The sequence below is a fragment of the Aquimarina sp. Aq78 genome, from assembly GCF_900299525.1.
In the GTDB taxonomy this organism is placed as follows: domain Bacteria; phylum Bacteroidota; class Bacteroidia; order Flavobacteriales; family Flavobacteriaceae; genus Aquimarina.
Genome location: NZ_OMKA01000030.1, coordinates 22,441 through 46,949, shown reverse-complemented (window position 1 = coordinate 46,949; position 24,509 = coordinate 22,441). Strand labels below are relative to the sequence as shown.

Genomic DNA, 24,509 nt, shown 5'->3' with positions numbered 1-24,509 from the left:
GCTACGACACATATATTTAACGTTATAGGACATTTCACAAAATAAAACATTTCTAAAATTTAATTAATGAAAAACATTATTATTTTCTTTTCTTTTTCTCTTCTTATTTGCAATATCTATTCTCAAAACTTTTATGGACCGTATGGAGGAGGTAGAAACTATGAGCTAATGCTAAATTCTTTTGATTTAACTATTAATAGTTCTGATTTTAATACTATTAAGAATGGAATAGAAAATGCTACTTCAGGTCAAGTCATTTTAATAAACATAAATGATAATGAGATTATATCGCTTGATTCTACTGTAACAATACCAAATGGCGTAACCATTTTTGGAATGCGAGGTATCGAAGGTAAAAAAGGAGCAAGATTTACAGTAAGTGAATCTAATATTAATAAAACTGGTTTCATTCTAAAAGATGGTTCTCGTTTATCTGGAGTTAGGTTAAAAGGGCTTATTTTAAACCCAGAATCACATGTAAGTGATGGGGCTTCAAAAAACATAGGTGTTAAAATTAATAATGCGAATAATATTTTTATTGATAATTGTGAAATCTCACATTGGACAATTGGGATAAGTGTAGATAATATAGATTTAGCCAAAAATATTAACATCCATAATAATTTTATACATCGCAATATGACAAACGGTCTTGGATATGGTATTTATGTAGGAGATAATACTTATTTAAATATTTATAAAAACATATTTGATTATAATAGACATTCAGTAGCAGGCGGAGGTTTTCCAAATAGCGGATATAACATTCTTAGAAATCTTTTTCTGACAAATAGAACTTCCCAGAATATGCATGAAATTGACATGCATGGTTGTAGAAAAAGTTCAATATGCCAAGAAAGATACCAAGACTGCTTCGCTGCTGGGGGAATAATAGAAATAGCATTCAATCACTTTGCAACCGATATAGAACATCACAATTCAATCAGTAATAGATATCCAAATATTAGTATTGCTGGTGAACCTGAAAACGCAACAATTCACAACAATCATTTTACGAGAAAATTTGCCACAGCCAACAATGCCGCCGAATATCAATTCCTATATCAAAGACATGCAGCTCCAGAAGCCGATCAACGATGCATAGATTTAGGACTGGCAGATGAAGAAGAGATATTCGTTATCCAAAATGATGATAATGGAAGAGGAATAACACTTTCTGAAAATAACTTCGAACAAAATGACATGAAGCTAATTTATATTTCATGGGGAGGAATTACTAAGTGGAATATACTTAAACCGTATATGAATGAGCTATTTTTGATTGGTGATTTTAATGGAGATGGAAAATCTGATTTTTTCAAAGGAAATGGTAGTTCATGGTGGGTTTCATGGGGAGGAATTTCAGAATGGATAAAGTTAGGGAATTCCCATAAAACTACTAGTAGTCTTTTCGTTAAGGATTGGAATAGAGATGGTATCGATGATTTGGTTTATAAATCTGGTGATACTTATACAATTTCATATTTTAATTCATATGGTAATTTTTATACAGGTATTGACAATAATAATACGGGTAATATTATTAATCCTGATTTCCAAATTATGGATTTTGATGGGGATACCATTCCTGATTATTTTGAAACCACAGGAACCGAATGGTATATAACCTATTCTAGTACAGGAGTTCGTACTAGAATAAATGGTTCTAGTAAACTCAAAAAACAATTAATTTTTGGAGATTTAGACGGCGATGGCAAAACTGACATTATCAACATCGGAGATCCACCAAAGTATGTAGGAGATTTCAATGAAGATGGTCAATCGGATGTATTATCAAACAAAAATAACGCCTCTAAATTTTTCTTAAATAAAAATATGGAGGAGAACTCAGATTCAATTCAGATATCTGAAATGTACCCTAATCCAGTTAAAGATATCTTATTTTTATATATAGAAAATGATTTTAAATCAGCTGAAATCTATAATGTTCAAGGTAAAATCATTAAAAATATCGAATCGAATAAAAATCAAAAACAATTAAATGTTTCTTGGCTTCAAAAGGGAGTATACTTTATTAAAATAAAAACTAACAATGGGGAGTTTACCAAAAAAATTATTAAAAATTAGGATGATGCATAAAATAATAAACGTCCTATAACACTATATAACAAAACATAGCTGCCCTTCGGGTCAGCAACGTTTGTTATATTTATCGTTACCAGCAATTAAATGAACCCTGAAAATCAAATATTAAATTGGTTAGTGATTGGAATATCCCAATCGCCTAATAGCTTGAATGAAAGTTTTTATTTCGACAAAATCAATAATGAGTTCTTCTCAATACTGGTTACTGATTATTTTATGCTCGATGACAATTTGGACGTGGCAAAAAATACCACTACTTCATACTCTAACAGTAATCAAAGTGAATTAGTAAATAGAATCAAAAGAATTGAAAATGAAGACAAAAATATAATTTCAATTCCACGATTAACGGATAAAGAAAGAAAGGATTTATTAACTGAATTCCTTCAGACAATTGATAATTCAGAAGAAAAAGAAAGAATCGAAAATCTATACTTAAATACAGAACGAACAATTTTTAATAAGAAATTTGATATCGAAAGTGAAGATAAAATTGTTGATGGATGGGATAACTTCAAAAATGAAATCTTACTGTCTAAAGCTGAATCTTTCCTAAACTTAAACAATATCAATACTCATTCTGCCCGAGTATGGGAACTTGTGGAAGAAGGTAACATAACGATTGATCTGACAAAAGATGACGATGGAAATTTAATCGAAAAAAAAGGAAGTGGTGGTTTTTTTGGAAATAGAAATGAAAGAGAAAATTGAGAGAATAAAAGATAAACTTAATCGACTCAAAAAGTTGGATAAGAATTTTGATGCTTTTGGCTCTCAAAAACATCAATACAAGTTAAATAGAACTAAGTCCGAGCAAGAGTTAATTGATTTTGAAAAAACGCATTCAATATCGCTGCCAATAGAATATCGAGGGTTCTTAAAAAATATTGGAAATGGAGGTGCTGGACCATATTATGGCCTTGAACCTTTGGAAAATGGAAGGTTTGCTGACTTGGACTATATGAGAGAAAATGAGCTAATTGACCTTTCAAGACCTTTTCCGCATACTGAACATTGGAATCTTGATTTGGGAGAGTTAACCGAAAATAATGAAGAGGAATATGCAAAGAATGAAGAGGAATACTTTGATGAAAAATGGATAAATGGACTCTTGAGAGTTGCTAACTTCGGATGTGGTGTATATCTAAACTTAGTAGTTAATGGGTCTGAATTTGGAAATTTATGGGTTGATGACAGGTGTAATGACCAAGGAATTTATCCAGATCCTTATTCCGAAAAAGAAGATCGAATACAATTTTTGGATTGGTATGAATTGTGGTTAGACAAAGAATTAAAAGAAAGAAAAGCTGGTAACAAAACAAACTTATGGTCGAAGCTAAAAAGTATGTGGTCTTAATCCGCCACTGCGCATAGCCGAGACGTTATACACAATAAAATCAATTATTTGAAAATAGTAGAACTTTCCAAAGAAGTAAAGAATTTACTTGAACAGTTTGATGCTCCTCAAAGACTTATAAAACATCTAACAATTGTTAATTCAACAGCATTTTATCTTGTTGAACAATTAAAAGGTGAATGGCCAAACTTGTCATTAAACGAAAAGGAAATATCATTTGGTGCATCAACTCACGATATCGGAAAAACAGTAATTACTGACGAATTATATAAAAAAGGTAAAAAACACGAGTCCGAGGGTTTTAAAATATTAAAAGAAATTGGTTATGAAGACACGGAATCAAGATTTACAATAACTCACGGAAATTGGGAAAATTCTAATCTTCAAATAGAAGATCTTATTGTATGTTTATCTGACAAAATTTGGAAAGGAAAACGAATAAATGAATTAGAGGAACGAATAACTCTCAAGATCTCGGAATTAACCAAAATGGATTTTTGGGATGTTTCAATGAAATTAGAATTAATTCTAGAAAAGATTGCTATTGGATCGGATGAAAGAATAGCTTGGCAAGGAATATAAAATATGTATAACACTATATATGTGATCATAACAGTTAAGTGATAGACCCAATGGGTATTGTATTTTTGGTAACGTGCAATGCTTGCAGAAAGAAAAAGTTAGCAACCAATGCGCAGAAAAATCGAAAAGCAAGGTAACATTTTGCCCTACTACGACACATATATTAAACGTTATTACAAATTAAAATGAAGAAACATAAGGAAGATATAAAAATGTAATAAAAACGTATTTTACACTTAACGTCATAATGCATTCAAAAAAGCCTAAATATCTAATATTTTATTCAAGGAAACATGTTCTTTAAAGTATATTAATACTATAATCTCCTATTTTACCAATTATAAATTCGTATCAATTATTGATGAATTAATACAATTATTAAATACAATGTTATCAAAAACCGTAAATTTATTACATGTTAACAACGGGATTAATTCTTATTCTTGCTTCTCTTGGTCTAGCTCAAGGTCTTTTTTTAAGCTTTTACCTATTCACACTTAAAAAAGGTGATGTAAAATCTAATATTTTTCTGGCACTTTTCTTATTAGGTCTAACTATTAGAATTGGTAAATCTGTATTAAATTATTACATCCCTTTAGAGAATTGGCAAAACAACATTGGTATTTCTGGCATTCTGTTTGCCGCACCTTCTTTATGGCTGTATGGAATTACACTTTTTGAAAAAAAAAGAACTCTCTCAGTAAAAGATTACCTTCATTTTGTTCCTTTTGTATTGTTTCTTTTTTTAATTCCATTTGTACCAAGAAATGGAAATTTTGAATCTTTTTGGAACTATGGAATCGTTGTTTTTTGTTTACTTTTTTATTTAATATTATCCTGGACGTATCTATACAAAAATCGGGTAAAAGTATCCAAAAACATATTCTTTTGGTATCGCAACATACTAATTGGTACTACACTTGTTTTGATTCATTATATTGGTAATCTTTTTGATTTTACGATGTACTATATCAGAGGTCCTATATTTTATTCTTTTCTAATATATGCTTTTAGTTACATTTTTTTAAACCGACACAAGTTTAATCTACAGAAATATAGCAATTCTAATTTGGACAAAAATAATTCTAGAGATTTATTTTTGGAGATTAAAAAACTCTTTGAAACCGAACAACTTTTTTTAGATGATCAACTAACTTTACTTGTTGTTTCTAAAAAATTAAATAGGAGGACTCGAGAAATTTCACAAGCCATTAATGAAAACACCCAACAAAATTTTTATGATTTTGTAAACCAGCAACGTATTGAAAAAGCAGAGCAATTATTTAACGATTCAGAATATAAAAGTGAAAAAATAGCCACAATTGCTTACGAGTCTGGTTTTGGAAATGTTACTTCTTTTAATGTTGCCTTTAAGAAAAAAACCGGACTAACCCCTTCGGCTTATAGAAAAGGATAAAAAATCCGATTTTTCGTTCAAGGAAGCACGTATATTAAACTATTCTAACAATTTATTATTGAATATTGTCAAATACAAATTTGTAATGATTTTTAATTACATCATTAAAATATTCAATACATGGACAGAAAGAAATTCATTTATGGTTCAATTGTAGGGCTTGGTACAGCAATCGCCGTACCTGCTTATATACTAACGAAATCAAAAAAAGAAAATACTCAACAATCCAAAAAAGATTCGAATCAATTAGATGAAAAATTGGTTAAAGATTTTGTAATTGCCGGGCATTCAAAACTAAACCTGGTTAAAGAGATGCTTAATGAGCATCCAAACTTAATTTATACATCTTATGATTGGGGAAATGGTGATTTTGAAGAAGCGATTGAAGGCGCCGCCCATCTAGGAAACAAAGAGATTGTAAACTACTTTATATCAAAAGGATCCAGAGCTAATCTTTTTGTATTAACAATGTTAGGCAAAACATCCTTAGTAAAACCAGTTATCGAGACGTATCCCGAATTACTTTTTGCAAAAGGCGCTCATGGTCTTACACTACTCCATCATGCGCAAATTGGTGAGTGTTTAGAACTCGAAGACTATTTTAAGGAAAAAGGGTTAACCAAAAAAATGATAAAAATTAGATAAAAAAATTATGAAAAAAATAATCCCGTTTTTAATATTACTTGTACAATGCACTTCGACTTCTAATAATGAACTTACGAAAGAAGAACGAAATTTTGCAATCAACGAGTTAACTAATTCAAAAAACAATTTATTAAGTATCGTAGATGGTATGAATGAAGCACAACTCAACTATAAAAGTGATGAATCATCATGGTCTATTGCCCAATGTACAGAACATATTACAATCTTTGAGAATCAAGTATTTGAAATACTTGAAGAATCTCTAGAATTACCTGCAAATCCAGAAAGAAGAGAAGGCGTAAAAAACACCGACAAAGAACTTATGGCACGTATACTAGATCGAACAGATAAAGCGATTACACAAGAAGATCTTGAACCAAATAGAACATATGGAAATCATAACTCCACTATTGAAGAGTTTATAGCCAAACGAGAAAAACATATAAACTACATCAATACAACTAAAGATGATCTAAGGAATCATTTCATGGCTTTTGGGACTGTGGATGCTTATCAAATTTTTCTATATATGTCTGCACATACAGAACGCCATATCGAACAAATTAAAGAAATTAAAGAAAACATAAATTTTCCAAAAAATTAAATAGTAAACAGATGAAAAAAGTAACAATGATTAGTTTAATCACTCTCTTTATAGTTACATCATGTAAAGAAAACACCCAAGGTACGAGTAATGATACATCAACAACAAAACAAAATTATTCAAACCTAACACCACTAGAAGTCGTAAACAAAAGAATGAATTATTTTAATGAACATAATTATGATGAGTTCATTAAACTTTATAATACTGATGTTAAAGTGTATACATATCCAGATAATTTAATGGGGACAGGTTCAGACAGGCTGGCTTCTATATTTAAATCAGATTTCGAAAGTAAATCAGTGGCAGTAAAAATTGTAAATCAAATGGATAATGGTCCTTATGTCATTAATCATGAAATAGTCTCTAATAATGGTAAAGAGACTAAATATATTTCTATTTACAAAGTCGAAAAAGGACTCATAAGTGCTGTAAGTTTTGTGAGAGATTTTTAACACCAAAAGTTATTCTATTCATTCTAAAATAGATTCTTAAAATTCTTAGTCAGCTTTTATCAGAATCTGAAAAAAATTAATAAAACGCACTACAACAACCTGTATAATTAATTGCGGCTGGGTTTCCTTTCGGAGATTTCACCGTAATTAATTATCTTTAACAACCGCGAAAGTACTCATGTGCTTTCTCGCAACTAATCATACACAAACCGTAATGTACAAGCCTCACTTAGAATGAAAATATTAACCAAAGGAAAATATTATGGAATAAAGGATTCAGAAAAATCATTTGGTGGGGTTCTATTATCTCAATATAATTATACTGGAAATAAAACGGATTGGCATTATCACGAAAATCCTTATTTCTGGTTTGTTCTAAATGGAAATATGATGGATTGCAATAAGAAAGTGAAAACCTTATGCCCATCAGGGAGTTTAATGTTTAATAATTGGCAAGAAATCCACTATGGTTCTAAACATTCTAAAAATGCTAATGGTTTCCATTTAGAGTTTCAGAAAAAATGGTTCGATAATAACGGGATAAATTTGGATTTACTTGAAGGTAGTCAATTAATTCAAAATCCTCAAGTGCATTTTCTTTTCGCAAAGTTATACTATGAATTTATAAACTCAGATCAATACAGTAAGGTAACTGTAGAAGTTCTATTATTGCAAATTTGTGAAGCATTAGGTGACTTAATAGAAACTAATGTCAAGAATGTTCCAAATTGGGTAAATGATCTAAAAGAATTACTACATTTCGATAATTCAAATCTTAGCTTGCAATACATATCAGATCAACTTGGAGTACATCCCGTTCATATCTCAAGAGCAGTACCAAAATATTTCTCTACAAGTCTTGGAGAGTATATTAGGCAACATAAATTAAAAAAAGCGATTCCACTATTACTTGACCCTAATAATTCGTTGACTAAAATTGCATATCAAACAGGTTTTTCAGATCAAAGTCATTTTAACCGTGTTTTTAATTCTTATTTTAATATGAATCCCAGTTTGTATAGAAAAGAATTCAACAAAAAATAGTAATGTTAATCTGATACAATTTTTAATAACATCGTTATGGTACTTTTGAACTCAATCAAAACTTAAATTATGTTTAAAGACTCAACATTAGTGCTCTTATTATGTTTTTCATTTTTTACGAGTTGTGCGCAACAAAATATAGAAGATTATATAGGTAAATGGGAAGGAAAAACAACTAACAAAGATGCCCTTAACCTAGATATAACCATTAAAAAATTAAAAGGAGAAGATGCTTTTTTCACGCTTTCAAACAACAAAGAAATATTAACCAAAAAATTCAAATTTGGTAACAAAATCAATTTCACTTTAGATAAGAACTTTATTTTTAATGGAATAGTGAACGATGAACAATCAGAAATAAATGGTTTTATCAAATCAAAAGGGTACTTGTACCCTGCTAACCTCTATAAAAAAGGAGACCACTTCATAGGAAAATGGAACCTGTCTGTGTTTCATTATTTACAGCCTCAATCTTTACGATTAACTATAAAAGATGGTGGTGGAGCCGATGATGAATATCGAGCCTATCCAATCCTTGGCACTCTTTGGTGTAATGATTTCAAGAAAAAGAATAATTTTGTATCATTTACAGATTATAAAACAGGACTTGAATTTGAAGGGCAATTAAAACCCACTGAAATTATATTAAATATTAGTCTGGGTGGCAATTTTATAGCAAAAGCATCATTTAGAAAATACACAGGAAAATCTTCTTCTGGTTCAGTAAATGAGAATTCTCAGATCAACGATGGCTGGAAATCATCAAAAAATCGATTGGCACTACCTAAAATGGAAAAAGGTATTCGTAATGATAGTTTAATAGGAATAGAAGGTATTCTTGTTGCAAAAAACAGTAAAATTACCTACGAAAAATATTTTGCAGGTTTCAATGCTAATATTCCACATGATACACGTTCTGCCTCAAAAAGTGTCTCATCTGCCATCATAGGTATAGCTATAGATGACAACATCATAGAGAATGTCGAGCAAAAGCTATACGATTTTATCCCTTCAGACTATCAATACACAAAAGACACTTTAAAATCCAAAATAACAATCAAAGACTTATTGACTATGAGTTCTGGATTAGACGTAAATAAATTAGCATATGAAGGATATTATCAAGATTCAAATAATTGGTTAAAGACAGTTTTAGAAGCACCTATGGTAAAAGCCCCAGGAACTTATGCCGATTATGGGTCTGCAAACCCATTTCTACTTGGCGTTTATTTAAGTAAACGATTAGACGTACCGTTAGAATTTTATATGGCTGATAAGCTTTTTTCACCTCTAGGGATTACAAATTACACCATGAATACCGATGATACAGGAATAACACCTTATTTTGGAGGCGGTTTACATCTAACGCCTAGGGATATTCTAAAATTCGGACAGCTCTATCTTAATAAAGGAACATGGAATGGAAAACGAATTATTTCAGAAAATTGGGTGGAAGAATCGTTTGAAAAACATGTACAACTACAGGATAGAAATAAAAATGAGTATGGTTACCTATGGTGGCATAGCACTTATATTGTAAATGGAAAAACAATTACATCCATTGAAGCACGAGGTGCCGGAGGGCAATTTATTTTTATAGTTCCAACGTTGGAATCCGTAGTTGTGATAACAGCAGGAAATTATAAGAATAGGAAAGGGAATCAATCACGGGAAATATTTGAAGAGTATATTCTTCCTGCACTTTTGAATTAAAAGGTCAGTATAAAATTTATTGCCTGACACTTGCCTACTTACCAAAGTCTTAGCAGATCTTCTTTTCGGTTTGTATTTATTAAATTTGAGTATGGATTTAAAACATATTCTTTTGAACTTGCAGTTGATGATACCGAAGCAAAGTATTTATCGAATGAACTGAATAAAAAAATGTAATTAATGTGTGAATTCAATTTAAATGTTTTTAATTTTATAATAATAGCATCCGTATTTATAGGAACAACATTTGGACTACTACTTATTTTCACTAGGCGGATAAATAGAAAAGCTAATGTACTACTTGGATTAGTTACTTTCATTATTGTTTTTTGGAATATTTGGATATTGAGTTTGGATTTTCAAATAACTAATTATCTACCACATTTTTATTTAATACCACTAAATTACTCTTTGGCTCTGGGGCCATTATTATACTTATATGTAAAAAAAATAACCAACTTTAGTTATCATCTTTCTAAAAAAGATAGCATTCATTTTTTGCCATTAGTAATTGAACTCACTATACATTTTATTATAAGTCGTGATGCGTTTGTTAATAATATCATTGGTATTGAAACTGATACTTACCTTAAATTAATGCCTATCGTTCAGTTTTTTGCAATTGTTTCTGTTGTAATCTATTGTTTATATGCACTAAAAGCAATTAAAGCGTATCATTCTTGGTTAAACAAAAATTACAGTAATAATGACGCATATAGTTTAAGATGGTTATATAGGTTGATTATCGTGTTCGCTGTACTTTGGTTTTTATGGACACCTTATACTATTATTGATTATGTAATATTTGATTTTCAGTTAAACATAAGTGATTATTACCCAATTTATGTATTACTTTCTATTATAACTATTTGGATTAGTGCTGAAGCTTTTTTAAGACCAGAAGTAATTTTACTTGAGGCTAATAGAGAAAATAGTACAGACAAAGAAAAACCATCTGAAGAAATCTTAAAAAAAGCATCTTGGTTAAAAGAACAAATGGTAACTAATCTTTTTTATCTTAACTCAGAATTGACATTAAAGTCTTTAGCAGATAATCTTAATATGCACCCAAATGTTTTGTCCAAAGTAATAAATGATGGTTTAGATAAAAATTTCTCAGATTTTGTAAATGAATATCGTGTAAATGCTATTATTGAAAAGTTACATAGTGGTAATTATGATCACATAACTTTATTAGGTATATCTTTTGAATGTGGTTTCAATTCAAAAACAACGTTTAACAGAGTCTTTAAAAACATCAAAGGTATGACTCCAATAAATTATAAAAAGTCAATAGAAAACGACCCTGAATAGCTATAAATGGGTACCATTCTATAATATGGGGCTTTCGGTAATCTTAGTAAGTATATGTTTGTTGAATCATCCTGTTTATACAATCAAATATGAAATCAAACTATTACTTAGTACTTATTGCTTGCTTAATAATATCTTGCAACACCATCAATAGTTCACCCAAAAAAAATTCTCAAACAAAAGAAGTTGAGAATTTATATTTTTCAAAAATTGACTTTAAAAAAAATAAACCTACATCAGATAACTACTCAAATAGTTTTACGCTAAACAAAGATGAGTTTCTAAACATTCACTTTACATTAGACAAACCTCTTATTGAAAGTCTTAAGTTATTGGCTCCAAACTTAACACAAGATCAATTATTAAATAAAGGAAATTTTCAATTTTCGTTTTTAGTAGATGGAGAAATAATTTATGTGGAAAATTTAAACAAAGGCGCAGGAACAATTGATTCTAAAACAGCTCAACTTAAACATATGATTCCTTTAGTTTATCCCAAACAAATTGATTTTTGGGGTTGGTTTATGTGGCTAAAGTTTATGAAATTAGGAGGAGGACAAGATGTTCTTGTAGAAGGCAAGCATTCTTTAAGTATTGAAATAAGGCCTTATATAAAAGAAGAAACATTAAAAGTTGGTACTATTCTAGCCAAAGGAAATATTACTGTAGAGGTGGCAAAAATTCTTGTAGACGAAAGTCTAATACCTGTTCAAAAAATACAACCCAATAGTGGTTGGGAATTATCTAAAGATAATTTTAATCGTCACAAAATAGAAGCTCTAAATAGAAAAATAGCCGAAAAAAGATTTGAAAATATTAATGGAGTTGTAGTTATAAAAGAAAATAAGCTTTTAATAGAAGAATATTTTAATGGTGAAAATAGAAATAGTTTACATGATTCAAGATCTGTAGGGAAATCTCTTGCCTCTACAATGCTCGGAATTGCTATTGAAGAAAATTATATTAATAGTGAAAATGCATTATTAAAAGATTTTTACGAATTAAAATCTTTTAATAATTATAGCAAGAAAAAAGATTCAATAACATTAAAATCTCTTTTAACGATGAGTTCAGGGTTTCTTGGTGATGATAGTGATTACAGTAGCCCTGGAAATGAAGAAAACATGTACCCAACAAATAACTGGCTGAAATTTTCTCTTAATTTACCTATGCAGAAAGACAAAACAATAGGGAAAGATTTTACTTATTTTACAGCTGGAGTAGTGATTCTAGGAGATATCATTCATAAATCTGTTCCTGAAGGATTAGTTTCATATGCAGATAAAAAATTATTTGCACCTCTTGATATTACCAATTATAAATGGCAATACACACCACAGAAAATCGGTAATACTGCTGGTGGAATACAGCTAAGAGCAATTGATTTTGCTAAGTATGGACAGTTATACAAAAGCAAAGGAAAATGGAATAGCAAACAAATTATAACTGAAGAATGGGTAGAAAAAAGTTTATCGAAACAAGTATCGCAAGCCTATGCTGGAATAGAAGATGGGTATTATGGCTACCTTTTCTGGAATAAAACATATACTGTCAATGGTAAAGATTACCAAGTTTCTTTTTGTAGTGGTAGAGGAGGAAATAAAATTTTCATCTTTAAAGACATTCCTTTTGTTGTCGTTATTACTTCTTCTGCATATAACAATCCAAGTGCTCATTCTAATGTGGACAAAATGATGATTGAATATATATTACCAGCAATAATCGAGAAAGAATAAAGCCAATTGCCAACAATGTATAAAAAACATAAGGCGTTTTATACTTAATCGAGATTGCGTGCATTTCTCACTGAATCTGCTAAAAACAAAATTTGACATTTAAGAGATTAAATTAAAAGTAAAACATTTATATTTAGCTCAATAAAAAATCGAAACAACAGTGCTTACCGATTATTCTATCTTTTTGAAAATGAGAGTTTTACACAATTCAACCGATCATATGAAAACAATAAAAGTTTTAATTACATTATCAATTTTCATCATATTTTTATCTTGTAAAAAGAGTGATCAAACAAAATCAAAAGATTCTTTTTCAATTGAAGAAAAATCACAAGAAAAATCGTCTGAAAATAGTAATATGCTAATTTTGACAGAAAATACATTAGGTGATTTAAAATTGGAGAAAGGAATGCCTCTGGATGAATTAAAGATAAAAAAGCTCTTTAATAATCTTTCTGTATCAAAAAATATCGGAGAACAAGATGGACCAAATTATTTCTATTACAAAATTGGAACAGAAGCAATATTAACAACACCAAATACTGAAAATGAGATATTATCTCAATTATGGATAAATGAGAAATCTAAAGTATCGGATGAATATGGAATTAAACTGGGAATGATATATTCGGATATTGAAAAAAGACGTACCAATATGAATATATCTACAGAGCATTATCATATTTATTTATATAAGGAAGGCTCCAATATTGTGTACGAAATGTCATTAGAGAATTATAATGGTCCAGATAAAGAGGAATATTCATTAGAAGATATTAAAAACAACAATTCTAAAGTCGTTTCAATTATCTGGAAATGAAAACTATTCACAATACCATATATGCGATCATAACAGCAAATTGATCAATCAATAGGTTTCTACATATTTGGTATGATGCAATGTTTGCTACAAATAAAATACAGCAAACAATGTGCAAAAAAACCGAAAAACAAGTTAATATTTTACCCTGCTACTACACACATATTAAAAGTTACCATTCATTGCAGAACGAACACTGAGTCGAAAATCAAGAATTTAAAAACTACTTGTTTTTATTAAGCCATATTTCTAATTTCTGAGCTTTATCTTTAGCATATTCTAGAGTATTATCCATCTCATAACACTTTTTAAAATTCTTTAAAGCATGTATAGAATCTCCTTTTTCTAATAATCCATCACCATAACTATCATATACATTTGCAGAGTTTGGATATTCGTCTATGTTTAACTTAAATATTTTTAACGACTCTTCTAGATTACCATTTTGCAATAACAAATATCCTAATTGATTAATATTACCTTCTTTGACTTCATAAGTCATTGTATCCTTTTTTATCTCATAATAATGAGCAATACCTTTATCGATGCCTTCATTCAATATTTTTTTAGCCAAAACAGTTTCGGCTTTTAATCTTGGAACCTTATATGATTCATTTCTATTAATATTGACAAAACCACCAACTATATCTCGAAGATTGCTATTTGAATTATTAGTTAGTAAAATTAAACCGCTTTTGGCATCGACTTCATTATACAAATAAGTACCAAAACCTACCCAACCACCAGAATGAAAAACAATCCTTGGTTCGGTTTTAGATTCTATAAACCAACCAAAACCATAGTTAGTTTCTTCTCCACTATTTAATTTCCCTGGTGTAAATGCTTCGTCTAGGTATGTCTTTGAAATAATTGTATGATTAGAAAGTGCCATATTCCATTTCATTAAATCTTCTAATGTTGAGTAAATACCACCATCGCCTCTTACATCATTAACAATATTATAATCATTAAGTTCTAAATCTTTTTGGTTTAATGCAGTTTGGTAACCAAAAACACGATTTGGCATGTTTGGGTCTGCTGCCTCTTGGTATTTATACAAAACGGTGTTATTCATTTTAAGAGGTTCAAAAATTTGCTCTTTTAAAAATGCACTAAAATGCTGCCCTGATACTTTTTCTACTATCGAAGCTAAAAACAAATAACCAGTATTACTATACTCCCATTTCTCTCCTGTTTCAAAATCTAATCCCGGATTGATTCTATATATTTCTTTAATGATTTCATCGTTTCCCAAAATGTACTTTTTAGTAGAATCTGCAGGTTTCCAATTGTAAGCAATTAGCCTTTCATAATCGGTTAACCCCGAGGTATGGTGTAATAAATGCTTAACAGTTATATTTTCATATGGAAAATTAGGAAGAATAGTATTTACTTTTTGATCGTACTCTAACTTTCCTGCTTCTTTTAATTTCATGATGGCCATACCAGTAAACTGCTTACTAACTGAAGCTAAACGAAATTGTGAATCTAAGGTTAAGGAATCTTTAGGATTGATGCTTCTTAATCCCGAAGCATTTTTAAAAACAACTTCTCCGTTTTTGTATACTAAGATGTTTCCTGTTGTTATGCCTTTTTTGTGAAGCTCATTCAAAAACTCTTTATAAGTGTTAGTTTCTGCTTCTGGTTTCTTTTCTGTTTTACAAGAAAAAAAGCAAACCGTGAGAAAACATATTAGGGCTATTTTTTTAATTGATTTCATTTTTTTAATTGATTAATTGAACACACTAAAATTACAATTAAATCCTTAATTATTCGATAACGTATTACTTACTATACTAAGTATTAATAACAATTGTTTTAGTACTACTCTTTGGGTTATTTTAAATAAAAAAACAGAATTTAATCGAATAAAATTAACTTTGAAAAACAGTGAAATGGCGACAAAATGTATAACTAATTACTATTTCCTTCTAAATCAAAGCTAATAATTGTGTTATAAAGGTTAGTGATTCTCCAAGATTTAGTAAATTTAACGCACAACTTACCATACACAAGTCCTTAACTGCAATTAGAATATAAATTGAATAAGATCATGATAAAACCAATAATCCTTTTATTCTCTCTCTTACTTTTAGGATGTAATGGTCCTAATAAAAAAGAAAATCGTTCCTTTTCAGATATCGAAAGAAAAAGTATAGATTGTGTGAAACAGATATTTGAAAAAGACAGCATTTTTGGCAACATCAGAAATCACGCTTCCGAAAAAACTTCATTAACTGAAGTAATTAATGATTACTCAAAGAATTTAAAATCATTAGATTATTCTCATTGCCCAGAAGAATTTGAATCAGCATTTTCTAAACATATTGATGCGTGGTTGGATTTTAGAAAAATATCGGATAAATATCCGTTACTTCGTGGAGAACTACATGATATTTTTGCTGTCATAGAAAAAAGCAAAGATTCCACAGAATTTAAATCAAGATTGAATCAAATTTTGGAAACATGGAAAATAGTTAAAGAGAGTTCAAATCAATAACGACCTGTTACCAACAAAATGTACAATTCATTACTTCAGGTGTTCTCTATTGATAAAGAAACTACCTTTATAATTATCAACAATAATTTGTCTTAAAATTATGGAAAACGAAAATAAATCACCTCGTAGAACATGGGATCTGATGATCGGGATTGCCCTTGTCTTATTTGGGAGTTTGCGATTATACAACAGATTACAGGCTCAGGCAGAATGGGATTTTAGGTCTATTATTACCATATTGTTTATTGGATATGGTGGATATCTGATCTATAGACATTTTCAAAACTCATCTAAGGGTTAACCGGATCGAGAGTTAGTTTTGTTTCTAACAATCTAAAACCGGCAAAAACACCATAACCACCCTCTCCTTGTATATTATTAGGCGGTATAATAGGCTGAAAGAAAGGGTTTGATGTTTGATCTTTATTTAGGAACGAGGCCTTTAAAGTAGTGTAAATAATCTCATCTACATTTGCAACTTTTACAGTTATTTCTTGAGTTGTATTTATATTAAAAATCGTTCCGTTTGCAGATACACCAAGTCCATCTCCATTTACATCGGTTGCAAATCTTTCAATATCAAAATCTGATATAGTAGGATCTTCTCCAGTATTATTCACTGTATTAAATAAAGCGCCAATAATATAAAAATTATTTTCTCCTTTCAGGTCATCAAAACTTACGATAAGGTTTTCCCGAACGTTACCTTCATAAATTTTTAACCCCTTTGTAACAGTTGCATTTTCTACTTTAGTAGTAGGAATAGTACAAGTAGCTTTAAATTCTTTTCCTTCTGCTATAACGTTTAATGTATAGCTTTTCCCTGGTGCTATCAAAAAATTATCAGATGAAATCTCGTATAATTTATTATCATTAGAATAGATCAATTCTATCTCTTCTTGATTTTCATTTCTAATAGTTACAACAGCATCTTTAATAAGCAGCGTGTTTTCAAAATCTGCTTGCTCAATTTGTAATGGCTCATCAAATACAGATATCGTTTTAGAAACCTTTACTTTAATCACTTTTTCTTCAGGAGATAAAAACCCGTTAATCAAAACTAACTTCTCTCCTTCTGGTTTGTTTTTTATTTCTTCTTTTAGATCATCACAACCTAAAATGATAAAACCACCAATTATAAATAAAATATAAGATTTCATAAGCTAAAATTTTAAACTGTAATTAAATGATGGAAGGAATTGAAATAAATACCTTCTGTATAAAACATTCCGAGAATTTTCTTCATTCTTTGAAACTTCATAATAAAAAGGGTTTTTTCTGGCGTATACATTATAAAACGAAAAACCCCATGTTCTTTCTCTCTTACGTTTTGTGATTTTATGAAATTGAATTCCCAAATCTAAACGATGAAAGTTTTCTCCTTTAAAATTATTTTTTTCTGTATTAAACAGTAATATATTATCATTGTTATTTACATCTTCTATCGGAAAATTATCGCCCGCAGCAACTCCTAATGTATTTGGAAGGTTATAATTAATTCCTGATGCAAATAACCAATTACCAGAAATCGTTATCTTTTTACTGGGCTTATATATACCAACTAATGAAAAATCGTGTCTTCTATCATAGCGCTCATTAAATATCTTTCCTCCATTTAAGTCTTCAAATTGTCTTTGCGACCATGATAATGTATACCCCAACCAACCTGTTAGTTTTCCTTTCTTCTTTCTAAGCAAAAATTCTGTTCCATATGCCCAACCTTTCCCGGTAGTAATACCATTTACAAAATCTACAGTTCGGATTGATCCCGTGATTTCTTTTTCACTTCCCAGACCAGCAAAAGAAACTCCTTCTTTAAATGCTATGATATCATTCATTTTTTTATAATAGCCTTCAATAGTTAACTCATAACTATTATTGCCAAAATCTTTGGCCAACCCTAAAGCAATTTGCTCAGAAAGCTGGGGTTTTAACCGTTCTGTAGAAGACACCCAAAGATCTGTTGGCAAACCCAGACCACTATTAGATAGTCTATGTATATACTGATTCATTTTTGCATACGACCCCTTTAATGTAAACAAAGGAAATAATTTATAAGCAACAGAAAGTCTCATCTCTGGTTTAAAATAACCCTTAGATTTATGCTGAAAATGACTAAATCTCAAACCCGGGTATATACTAATTCTGTCATTAATCCTCCAATCATCTTCAATATATATAGCACTCTCTAAGGTTTTAATTTTTTGCGTATTTACAATTTCATCATCGCTAATATTTCTAATATCAATTTCTTTTGGTGTAAAATCATGATAAGTTGATCCCAGACCAAACTTAAATGTATGATTGGGATTAGGGTAGTAATTAAAATCGAACTTAACTCCATAATCGTTGATCCCAGAGCTAGTCTTAAAAGTAGAAATACGATTTGCTGCTCCTCTATTTTTATTACTAACTGTAAACTTATAATTACTAAATATTAGTGATGTATTAGAGAAGAGTTTATTATTAAATTCATGATTCCAACGTAAAGTAGAGGTTATATTACCCCAAAGAATTTTCTGCTTAGACTTCTCATTCTCTGCGGCAGTTTTATACCTATATTTATCTTGCCCATAGTATGTGCTCCAATACAGTTTATTTTTATCATTTATAACATGATGAAGCTTAGCATTGACATCGGTGAAATAATAAACAAGTTTATACTCCTTAGACATAAATGGTAAAAGTAGCAGATCTGCATATGTTCTGCGACCACTTATTACAAAGGATGTTTTTCCTTTTTTTATAGGCCCCTCTAGCAATAAAGATGATGAAATCAAGCTAATATTTGCTTTACCGGCAAATTTCTCCTTATTTCCATTCTTAGTATCTATTTTTACTACAGAAGATAGTCTTCCTCCATACCGTGCAGGAAAACCTCCTTTAAATATTTCTACCGATTTAATGGCGTCTCCATTAAATATGGAAAAAATCCCAAAAAGATGATTTGAATTATAAACTGTGGCTTCATCTAGTATAATCAAATTTTGATCAGGTGTTCCGCCACGAACATAAAACCCGGTAGAGCCTTCACTACCAGATTGTACCCCAGGTAATAATTGCAAGGTCTTAATAGCATCTTTTTCTCCAAGAATTGTAGGGATATCTTCAAAAAGTGAAGGATTTAATCTCTCAGAACTCATCTGTGTAACCTGGCTTTTATTTGTTTCCTGATCAGAGCTTATAATGACTTCATCCAGGTATTGAGTATCTAATTCTAAATCAAAATTTATTACTCTATCAGAAACAAGATCAATATTTTTTTTAACATTTTTATACCCTACAAACGAGATTAATACTTGATAACTACCTTCTGGAATAGAAAGAGAGTAAAATCCATAATCATTGGTTATTGTACCTGCATTAAGCTCTGGGATATAAATAGACACACTACCCAAATATTCCTGGCTTCCTTTTTCTGAAATATAACCGCTAATTGTATATTTTTTTGGCCGTTTATAAATCAGTAACTTTTTACCTAAAAGTTTAAATTGGTATAATTTAGAAGGAAAAAGGGTTTTTAAAACCTGGGTTAAAGTTTTTTCTTTGACACTAATAGATATCACTTTAGAAAGATCAATTACACTATCTGAGTATCCTATTGTAAAATCTAATTTAGTTTCTAATTCTGAAAGCACATTTGCAATAGATGTATTTTCTTTAACTAAATTAATTTTTTGATCTAAAATAGTTTCCTGGGCATAACTATCGAACAATCCAATAAAGAGCACTATAAAAAGTACCCAAATCATTTTTACTTTCACAATAATACTGAACCGGCAATTTGATTTTTGCAAAAAGAATGTTGTTTTTTTATGAGTTACACTCCCCTCCTTTTATAGTAATAGTATTCGAATCTACTTTTTCATAGGTAAGATCAAATAATATTTTAAGTGTTTCCAGAACATTTTCAAACGATTCGTTGTCAAAGATAGTTGTTAACGTGCAATTAGCAAACTCCTGGCTCTCGATGATTAGATTCTTATTGTAATACAATTCTATATCTTTAATTACTTGTTCTATAGAAGTTTTTTCAAATCTAAGCATACCCGATTTCCAGGAAGAGAAATTTAGGTTTTCATTTACAGCTTTTACCAATTTACCACTTGCCATTGCGATTATCTTATCTCCCGGAACTAAAATTTCTTTATGATTATTTGATAAAAACTCAACACTACCTGTTACCAATACAAGTTCGACTTCTTTTGTATTCGTATTATTTTTTAAGTTAAATGACGTTCCTAGAACCCTAGTTTGTGTAGTATTTGCAATAACAACAAACGGTTTATCAGGATTTTTTGTAACCTCAAAAAATCCTTCTCCTTTTAGATTTAGCTGTCTACTATCCCCTTTAAAGCCTTTTTTATAGGTAAGTTGGCTACCTTCATTAAGCCATACTGTAGAGTTATCAGGTAATATAAATCTATTTTCGGTTCCTGCCTTTGCTATTAAAGTTACTTCTGCATTAAAAAATGAATTAAAATAAAAACCTAAACCTATTAAAAACACAATAGATGCTGCTATCCTAAGATATACCTTATTAAATTTTGGTTTTTTCTTTTCTGAAGCAATTATGCCAGATTCAAATTTGTCCCATTGTTCATCTACATTAATTTTATCAAAATCCCCTATATCTTCTGAAGTATACCATATGCGTTTAACATTTTCAAAATAGGTCGTATTCGATTCGGACTCAGCAACCCAATTTTCTACAAACTTTCGTTCATCATCTTGTACGTTATTTTGCAAATAACGTGTTAAAAGTTGTAGTATGTGATCTTCTTGTTCGATATTCATTTCTGAAATTAAAATCTGGCTCTAAAAGTAATAAATTATTAAGATTATGTTGTCAAAACAACTTTAAGTTCGTTTTTTAAATACTAGTTTAATCAATTTTATCTTTTTGTCTAAAAAGTTTCTTCTACTTCTGCTAATTGATATCCCGCAAAAACACCAAATCCATTCTCTCCTTCTATATTAGTAGGAGCAATAACTGACTCCGCAAATGGGTCTCCGTCATTAAAATCGTTTAAATATGTTGCCCTAAAAGCTTCGTATAATATTTTTTCTGCATTAGCTACCTGAATTTTTAATTTGGGATTAGGTAATGCATTTGCAGATAAGTTAAAAAAACCATCTGCCGTGATTACAGAATTTTCTCTACTTACATCTGTTGCAAACTGTCTAAACTCGAAATTTACATTTTCTACTCCGTTACTGGTTGTACCTCCTCCATTATCAAAAGACTGAGTAACTACGGCACCTATAATGTAAAAATTATTTTGATCTTTAATATCTCCTATGGTAACTTTTAATGAACGATTACCAGAAAATTCGTCTTCTTTTATCTTAATATCCTTCTCTATCCTTTGTACGGATTCTGTTGGTATTGTGCAAGATGCTTTATATTCTTTACCTAGAGCCGTTACCTTTAAAAAATATTTCTTGCCTGGTGTGATTGTTAAACCACTTGCCGGTGCTTCATAATTTAAAGATGTATCCATATATGTAAGTGCTACCTCATTTTTTTCTTCGTCTGTTATCACTACAGTAGCATCTTTAATGACCATATCCTTAACATTGGTACTAGATGCTCTTGACTTAGACCTTGAGACTTGCACTTTTAGTGCTGTATCTTGTGGTGATAAGTAGCCATTAATAACAATAAGCTGTTGTTTTTCTAATAAATCACTTGCATCTACACTTGTCTCGCAACTTACTAAACAAATGCTTAGAATTATTAATATTATATTTTGAAAATATTTCATCTGTGTATCTTTATATTTTTCTAATAATGTTGACCTTGTTGATTTCACTTTTTAGAATTTATAGGTATAATTAATTGATGGAATAAATTGTAGGATCGATACTTTTTTAAGTTTAGCATCGTCAAAATAATAATAGAAAGGATTCTTTCTTCCGTAAATATTATATATTGAAACCCCCCATGTACGTTCTCTATTCTTTGAAAATCTTTTATGAAATTGAATTCCCAAATCCAAACGATGATAATTTTCACCTCTAAAATTATTTCGCTCTGTGCTAAAGGGTGTTCCACCATTAGAAAGATCTGGAATTGTTATCGGAAAGGTACTTGTATTTGATAAAGACTCAGTATCCGGAAGATTAAAGTTATTTCCCGAAGAAAACAACCATGTTCCCGATAGTGTAATACGATCACTAGGTTTGTATATACCAACCAAAGAAAGATCATGTCTCCTATCGTATTTTGAAAAAAACTTGCGCCCTTGATTTAGTTCATCAAATTGTCTTTCTGACCAAGATAATGTATACCCTAGCCAACCTGTAAGCTTTCCTGTTTTTTTACGTAATAGTATTTCTGTACCGTAAGCCCACCCTTGACCTGTGGTAATATTTTCTTCCCAATCAATTTCTTTTCCTGTTCCTAAGTCTTCTAATAACAAAAATGAGGCTCCTTCTTTATATGCTATCACATCATCCATTTTTTTATAATACCCTTCGACAGTAATAGAATATCCATCATCCATAAAATCTTTGGCAACTCCTAATGCATATTGTTCAGAAACCTGAGGTTTCAACTTATCAGTAGAAGATACCCAAAGATCTGTCGGTAATCCTATTCCCGAATTCGAAAGTAAATGAATGTACTGATTCATTTTGGAATAAGAAGCTTTTAATGCCAAATCAGGTTTTACATTCCAGGCAATGGTTGCTCTTGGTTCCAGATTAAGGTAATCTGTTGATTTAAACTGAAAATGAGTTAATCTTAACCCAGGAGAGAAACTCAATGTATTGGTAATTTTCCAGTCGTCCTCTAGATATAAAGCACTCTCCAGAGATTCAATTCTTTGTGTAATATCAGAATTACTTTCTCCTGTTTCTCTTATCCTTGATTGTTTTGGCACAAAATTATGATACGTAGATGCCAGTCCAAATCGTATAGAATGCTTAGGGTTTGGATAATAATCAAAATCTGCTTTAACACCATAGTCATTGATTCCTGAGTTTGTTTTTAATTTAAAAATTTCATCATTAAACTTTTCATCAACCTTTATCCCGAAATTATAATTACTAAAAATTAAAGAAGTGTTAGAAAAAAACTTATCACTAAATTGGTGATTCCATCGCAGCGTAGAGGTAATGTTACCCCAGAACAATTTTGTTTTCAAGTCATCTCCTGCTTCCTTTTCAACTGCATGAAATTTGTCTTGTCCAAAATAATTACTCCAGTATAGTTTATTTTTTTCATTAAAAACATGGTGTATTTTAAAGTTAAGATCCATAAAGTAATATCCTGCTTTTAAATCTGATTTTTGAAAAGGCTTAGACAATAGATCTGCATATGTTCTTCGCCCACTAAAAATAAAAGAAGTTTTTCCTTTTTTGATTGGTCCTTCTACCAATAGAGATGAGGATATTAACCCTACATTTATTTTACCACTCAGCCTTTCTTTATTCCCATTTTTTGTATCAATTTTGAGTACAGAAGATAATCTACCACCAAATCTTGCTGGAAACCCTCCTTTAAAGGTTTCTATAGATTTAATGGCGTCTCCATTAAATACCGAAAATATACCAAATAGGTGATTAGAATTATATACCGGAGCTTCATCCAATATAATTAGATTCTGATCCGGAGTCCCTCCTCTTACAAAGAATCCTGCACTTCCCTCATTACCTCGCTGAATCCCCGGTAATAACTGCAATGCTTTAATCACATCTTTTTCCCCTAAAATAGCAGGAATATCCTCTATTTCTGATGGTGTTATCGATACAACACTCATTTGAGTTACCTGGCTTTCATTTACTCTTCTGTCTCCATCTATAATAACTTCATCTAAGCTTTCGGTTTCTAGTTCCATATCAAAATTAAGTGCGAGATCATTGTTAAGATCAATCTGTTTTTTAATGGTACCATATCCTATAAAAGACACTATCAATTCATGTGTTCCTTCGGGAATAGTAAGCGAAAAGAATCCGTAGTCATTGGTAGTGGTCCCCACTGCACTACCTGGAATATAAATTGACACAGCCGGTAAGTATTCCTGACTACCTGATTCTTTTACATACCCACTAATTGTATATTTTTCTGATGTTTTTTGTTGGCTAAATATTTTACTAAAGCCCATAACTACTACCCAAAGGGCAAGAATTACTTGTCTTGTTTTCAATTTTCTAAAAAATTTAATGATTATATATTCAAAATACCGATTATGACCAAGTCATGGATTTCT

General features: G+C 30.3%; 21 protein-coding genes. 15 read left to right on the top strand and 6 right to left on the bottom strand.

Annotated features, from left to right (window positions below; genetic code table 11):
* Positions 1-66 precede the first annotated feature (66 nt).
* The 13 genes from DG435_RS23080 (at position 67) to DG435_RS23020 (ending at position 13,793) form a co-directional block, all read left to right on the top strand.
* Positions 67-2,088 (top strand): T9SS type A sorting domain-containing protein, encoded by a 2,022-nt coding sequence (locus DG435_RS23080; RefSeq protein ID WP_108840678.1) that lies wholly within the window; start codon positions 67-69, stop codon positions 2,086-2,088.
* Positions 2,089-2,190: 102 nt separating this feature from the next.
* On the top strand, positions 2,191-2,817 hold the full coding sequence (locus tag DG435_RS23075) for a hypothetical protein (protein ID WP_106794982.1): 627 nt from the start codon (positions 2,191-2,193) through the stop codon (positions 2,815-2,817).
* Positions 2,801-3,463, top strand: a complete 663-nt coding sequence (locus DG435_RS23070) for an SMI1/KNR4 family protein (protein ID WP_234387193.1) — start codon at positions 2,801-2,803, stop codon at positions 3,461-3,463. Before DG435_RS23075 ends, DG435_RS23070 begins: the two co-directional genes overlap by 17 nt.
* A 48-nt stretch (positions 3,464-3,511) precedes the next feature.
* Positions 3,512-4,045, top strand: a complete 534-nt coding sequence (locus DG435_RS23065; protein ID WP_159025786.1) for an HD domain-containing protein — start codon at positions 3,512-3,514, stop codon at positions 4,043-4,045.
* Between the two features lie 415 nt (positions 4,046-4,460).
* On the top strand, positions 4,461-5,462 hold the full coding sequence (locus tag DG435_RS23060) for an AraC family transcriptional regulator (protein WP_106794979.1): 1,002 nt from the start codon (positions 4,461-4,463) through the stop codon (positions 5,460-5,462).
* A gap of 120 nt (positions 5,463-5,582) precedes the next feature.
* On the top strand, positions 5,583-6,107 hold the full coding sequence (locus tag DG435_RS23055) for a hypothetical protein (RefSeq protein WP_106794978.1): 525 nt from the start codon (positions 5,583-5,585) through the stop codon (positions 6,105-6,107).
* A gap of 7 nt (positions 6,108-6,114) precedes the next feature.
* Positions 6,115-6,711, top strand: coding sequence for a DinB family protein (locus tag DG435_RS23050; protein ID WP_106794977.1), 597 nt, complete (start codon positions 6,115-6,117; stop codon positions 6,709-6,711).
* A gap of 11 nt (positions 6,712-6,722) precedes the next feature.
* The gene (locus tag DG435_RS23045; RefSeq protein WP_106794976.1) at positions 6,723-7,166 is read left to right on the top strand and encodes a hypothetical protein; all 444 of its coding nucleotides are present in this window, start codon (positions 6,723-6,725) and stop codon (positions 7,164-7,166) included.
* Positions 7,167-7,400: 234 nt separating this feature from the next.
* Positions 7,401-8,210, top strand: a complete 810-nt coding sequence (locus DG435_RS23040) for an AraC family transcriptional regulator (RefSeq protein WP_106794975.1) — start codon at positions 7,401-7,403, stop codon at positions 8,208-8,210.
* A gap of 69 nt (positions 8,211-8,279) precedes the next feature.
* Positions 8,280-9,923 carry a serine hydrolase gene (locus DG435_RS23035; RefSeq protein ID WP_106794974.1) on the top strand — a complete coding sequence of 548 codons (1,644 nt, stop codon included), beginning with the start codon at positions 8,280-8,282 and terminating at the stop codon, positions 9,921-9,923.
* A 180-nt stretch (positions 9,924-10,103) separates the two neighbouring features.
* Positions 10,104-11,237 carry an AraC family transcriptional regulator gene (locus tag DG435_RS23030; RefSeq protein WP_106794973.1) on the top strand — a complete coding sequence of 378 codons (1,134 nt, stop codon included), beginning with the start codon at positions 10,104-10,106 and terminating at the stop codon, positions 11,235-11,237.
* Positions 11,238-11,326: 89 nt separating this feature from the next.
* Positions 11,327-12,973, top strand: a complete 1,647-nt coding sequence (locus tag DG435_RS23025) for a serine hydrolase (protein WP_106794972.1) — start codon at positions 11,327-11,329, stop codon at positions 12,971-12,973.
* Positions 12,974-13,193: 220 nt separating this feature from the next.
* Positions 13,194-13,793, top strand: coding sequence for a hypothetical protein (locus tag DG435_RS23020; RefSeq protein WP_106794971.1), 600 nt, complete (start codon positions 13,194-13,196; stop codon positions 13,791-13,793).
* Positions 13,794-14,016: 223 nt separating this feature from the next.
* Here the strand turns inward: DG435_RS23020 and DG435_RS23015 are convergent, their stop codons facing one another.
* Complete coding sequence (locus DG435_RS23015) at positions 14,017-15,513, bottom strand: serine hydrolase (RefSeq protein ID WP_106794970.1); 1,497 nt, start codon at positions 15,511-15,513, stop codon at positions 14,017-14,019.
* Positions 15,514-15,846: 333 nt separating this feature from the next.
* On the opposite strand from DG435_RS23015, the gene DG435_RS23010 reads away from it, so the two are divergent.
* Positions 15,847-16,293 carry a hypothetical protein gene (locus DG435_RS23010; RefSeq protein WP_108840677.1) on the top strand — a complete coding sequence of 149 codons (447 nt, stop codon included), beginning with the start codon at positions 15,847-15,849 and terminating at the stop codon, positions 16,291-16,293.
* 100 nt (positions 16,294-16,393) lie between these two features.
* Complete coding sequence (locus DG435_RS23005; RefSeq protein WP_106795006.1) at positions 16,394-16,594, top strand: hypothetical protein; 201 nt, start codon at positions 16,394-16,396, stop codon at positions 16,592-16,594.
* Here DG435_RS23005 and DG435_RS23000 read toward each other — a convergent pair.
* From DG435_RS23000 to DG435_RS22980, 5 genes are all read right to left on the bottom strand, one after another.
* A complete protein-coding gene (locus tag DG435_RS23000) occupies positions 16,584-17,453 on the bottom strand; it encodes a DUF4249 family protein (protein WP_106795007.1) in 870 nt (289 codons plus the stop codon). The genes DG435_RS23005 and DG435_RS23000 overlap by 11 nt on opposite strands.
* 3 nt (positions 17,454-17,456) lie before the next feature.
* Entirely contained in the window at positions 17,457-20,045 is a 2,589-nt protein-coding gene (locus tag DG435_RS22995) for a TonB-dependent receptor (protein WP_159025793.1), read from the bottom strand.
* A gap of 61 nt (positions 20,046-20,106) precedes the next feature.
* On the bottom strand, positions 20,107-21,090 hold the full coding sequence (locus DG435_RS22990; protein WP_106795009.1) for a FecR family protein: 984 nt from the start codon (positions 21,088-21,090) through the stop codon (positions 20,107-20,109).
* A 110-nt stretch (positions 21,091-21,200) separates the two neighbouring features.
* Positions 21,201-22,061: a DUF4249 family protein gene (locus DG435_RS22985; RefSeq protein WP_106795010.1), complete on the bottom strand. Its 861-nt coding sequence runs from the start codon at positions 22,059-22,061 to the stop codon at positions 21,201-21,203.
* A 51-nt stretch (positions 22,062-22,112) separates the two neighbouring features.
* Positions 22,113-24,446: a TonB-dependent receptor gene (locus DG435_RS22980; RefSeq protein ID WP_199852735.1), complete on the bottom strand. Its 2,334-nt coding sequence runs from the start codon at positions 24,444-24,446 to the stop codon at positions 22,113-22,115.
* Between the last annotated feature and the right edge of the window lie 63 nt (positions 24,447-24,509).

Excerpts from the sequence above, each read along its gene's own strand:
- DG435_RS22990 (WP_106795009.1), bottom strand. The coding sequence starts at position 21,090 with ATGAATATCGAACAAGAAGATCACATACTACAACTTTTAACACGTTAT.
- DG435_RS23080 (WP_108840678.1), top strand. The coding sequence starts at position 67 with ATGAAAAACATTATTATTTTCTTTTCTTTTTCTCTTCTTATTTGCAAT.
- DG435_RS23050 (WP_106794977.1), top strand. The coding sequence starts at position 6,115 with ATGAAAAAAATAATCCCGTTTTTAATATTACTTGTACAATGCACTTCG.
- DG435_RS22985 (WP_106795010.1), bottom strand. The coding sequence starts at position 22,061 with ATGAAATATTTTCAAAATATAATATTAATAATTCTAAGCATTTGTTTA.
- DG435_RS23040 (WP_106794975.1), top strand. The coding sequence starts at position 7,401 with ATGAAAATATTAACCAAAGGAAAATATTATGGAATAAAGGATTCAGAA.
- DG435_RS23005 (WP_106795006.1), top strand. The coding sequence starts at position 16,394 with ATGGAAAACGAAAATAAATCACCTCGTAGAACATGGGATCTGATGATC.
- DG435_RS23045 (WP_106794976.1), top strand. The coding sequence starts at position 6,723 with ATGAAAAAAGTAACAATGATTAGTTTAATCACTCTCTTTATAGTTACA.
- DG435_RS23020 (WP_106794971.1), top strand. The coding sequence starts at position 13,194 with ATGAAAACAATAAAAGTTTTAATTACATTATCAATTTTCATCATATTT.
- DG435_RS23000 (WP_106795007.1), bottom strand. The coding sequence starts at position 17,453 with ATGAAATCTTATATTTTATTTATAATTGGTGGTTTTATCATTTTAGGT.
- DG435_RS23075 (WP_106794982.1), top strand. The coding sequence starts at position 2,191 with ATGAACCCTGAAAATCAAATATTAAATTGGTTAGTGATTGGAATATCC.
- DG435_RS23035 (WP_106794974.1), top strand. The coding sequence starts at position 8,280 with ATGTTTAAAGACTCAACATTAGTGCTCTTATTATGTTTTTCATTTTTT.
- DG435_RS23010 (WP_108840677.1), top strand. The coding sequence starts at position 15,847 with ATGATAAAACCAATAATCCTTTTATTCTCTCTCTTACTTTTAGGATGT.
- DG435_RS23025 (WP_106794972.1), top strand. The coding sequence starts at position 11,327 with ATGAAATCAAACTATTACTTAGTACTTATTGCTTGCTTAATAATATCT.
- DG435_RS23055 (WP_106794978.1), top strand. The coding sequence starts at position 5,583 with ATGGACAGAAAGAAATTCATTTATGGTTCAATTGTAGGGCTTGGTACA.
- DG435_RS23070 (WP_234387193.1), top strand. The coding sequence starts at position 2,801 with ATGAAAGAGAAAATTGAGAGAATAAAAGATAAACTTAATCGACTCAAA.
- DG435_RS23015 (WP_106794970.1), bottom strand. The coding sequence starts at position 15,513 with ATGAAATCAATTAAAAAAATAGCCCTAATATGTTTTCTCACGGTTTGC.
- DG435_RS23060 (WP_106794979.1), top strand. The coding sequence starts at position 4,461 with ATGTTAACAACGGGATTAATTCTTATTCTTGCTTCTCTTGGTCTAGCT.
- DG435_RS23030 (WP_106794973.1), top strand. The coding sequence starts at position 10,104 with ATGTGTGAATTCAATTTAAATGTTTTTAATTTTATAATAATAGCATCC.
- DG435_RS22995 (WP_159025793.1), bottom strand. The coding sequence starts at position 20,045 with ATGATTTGGGTACTTTTTATAGTGCTCTTTATTGGATTGTTCGATAGT.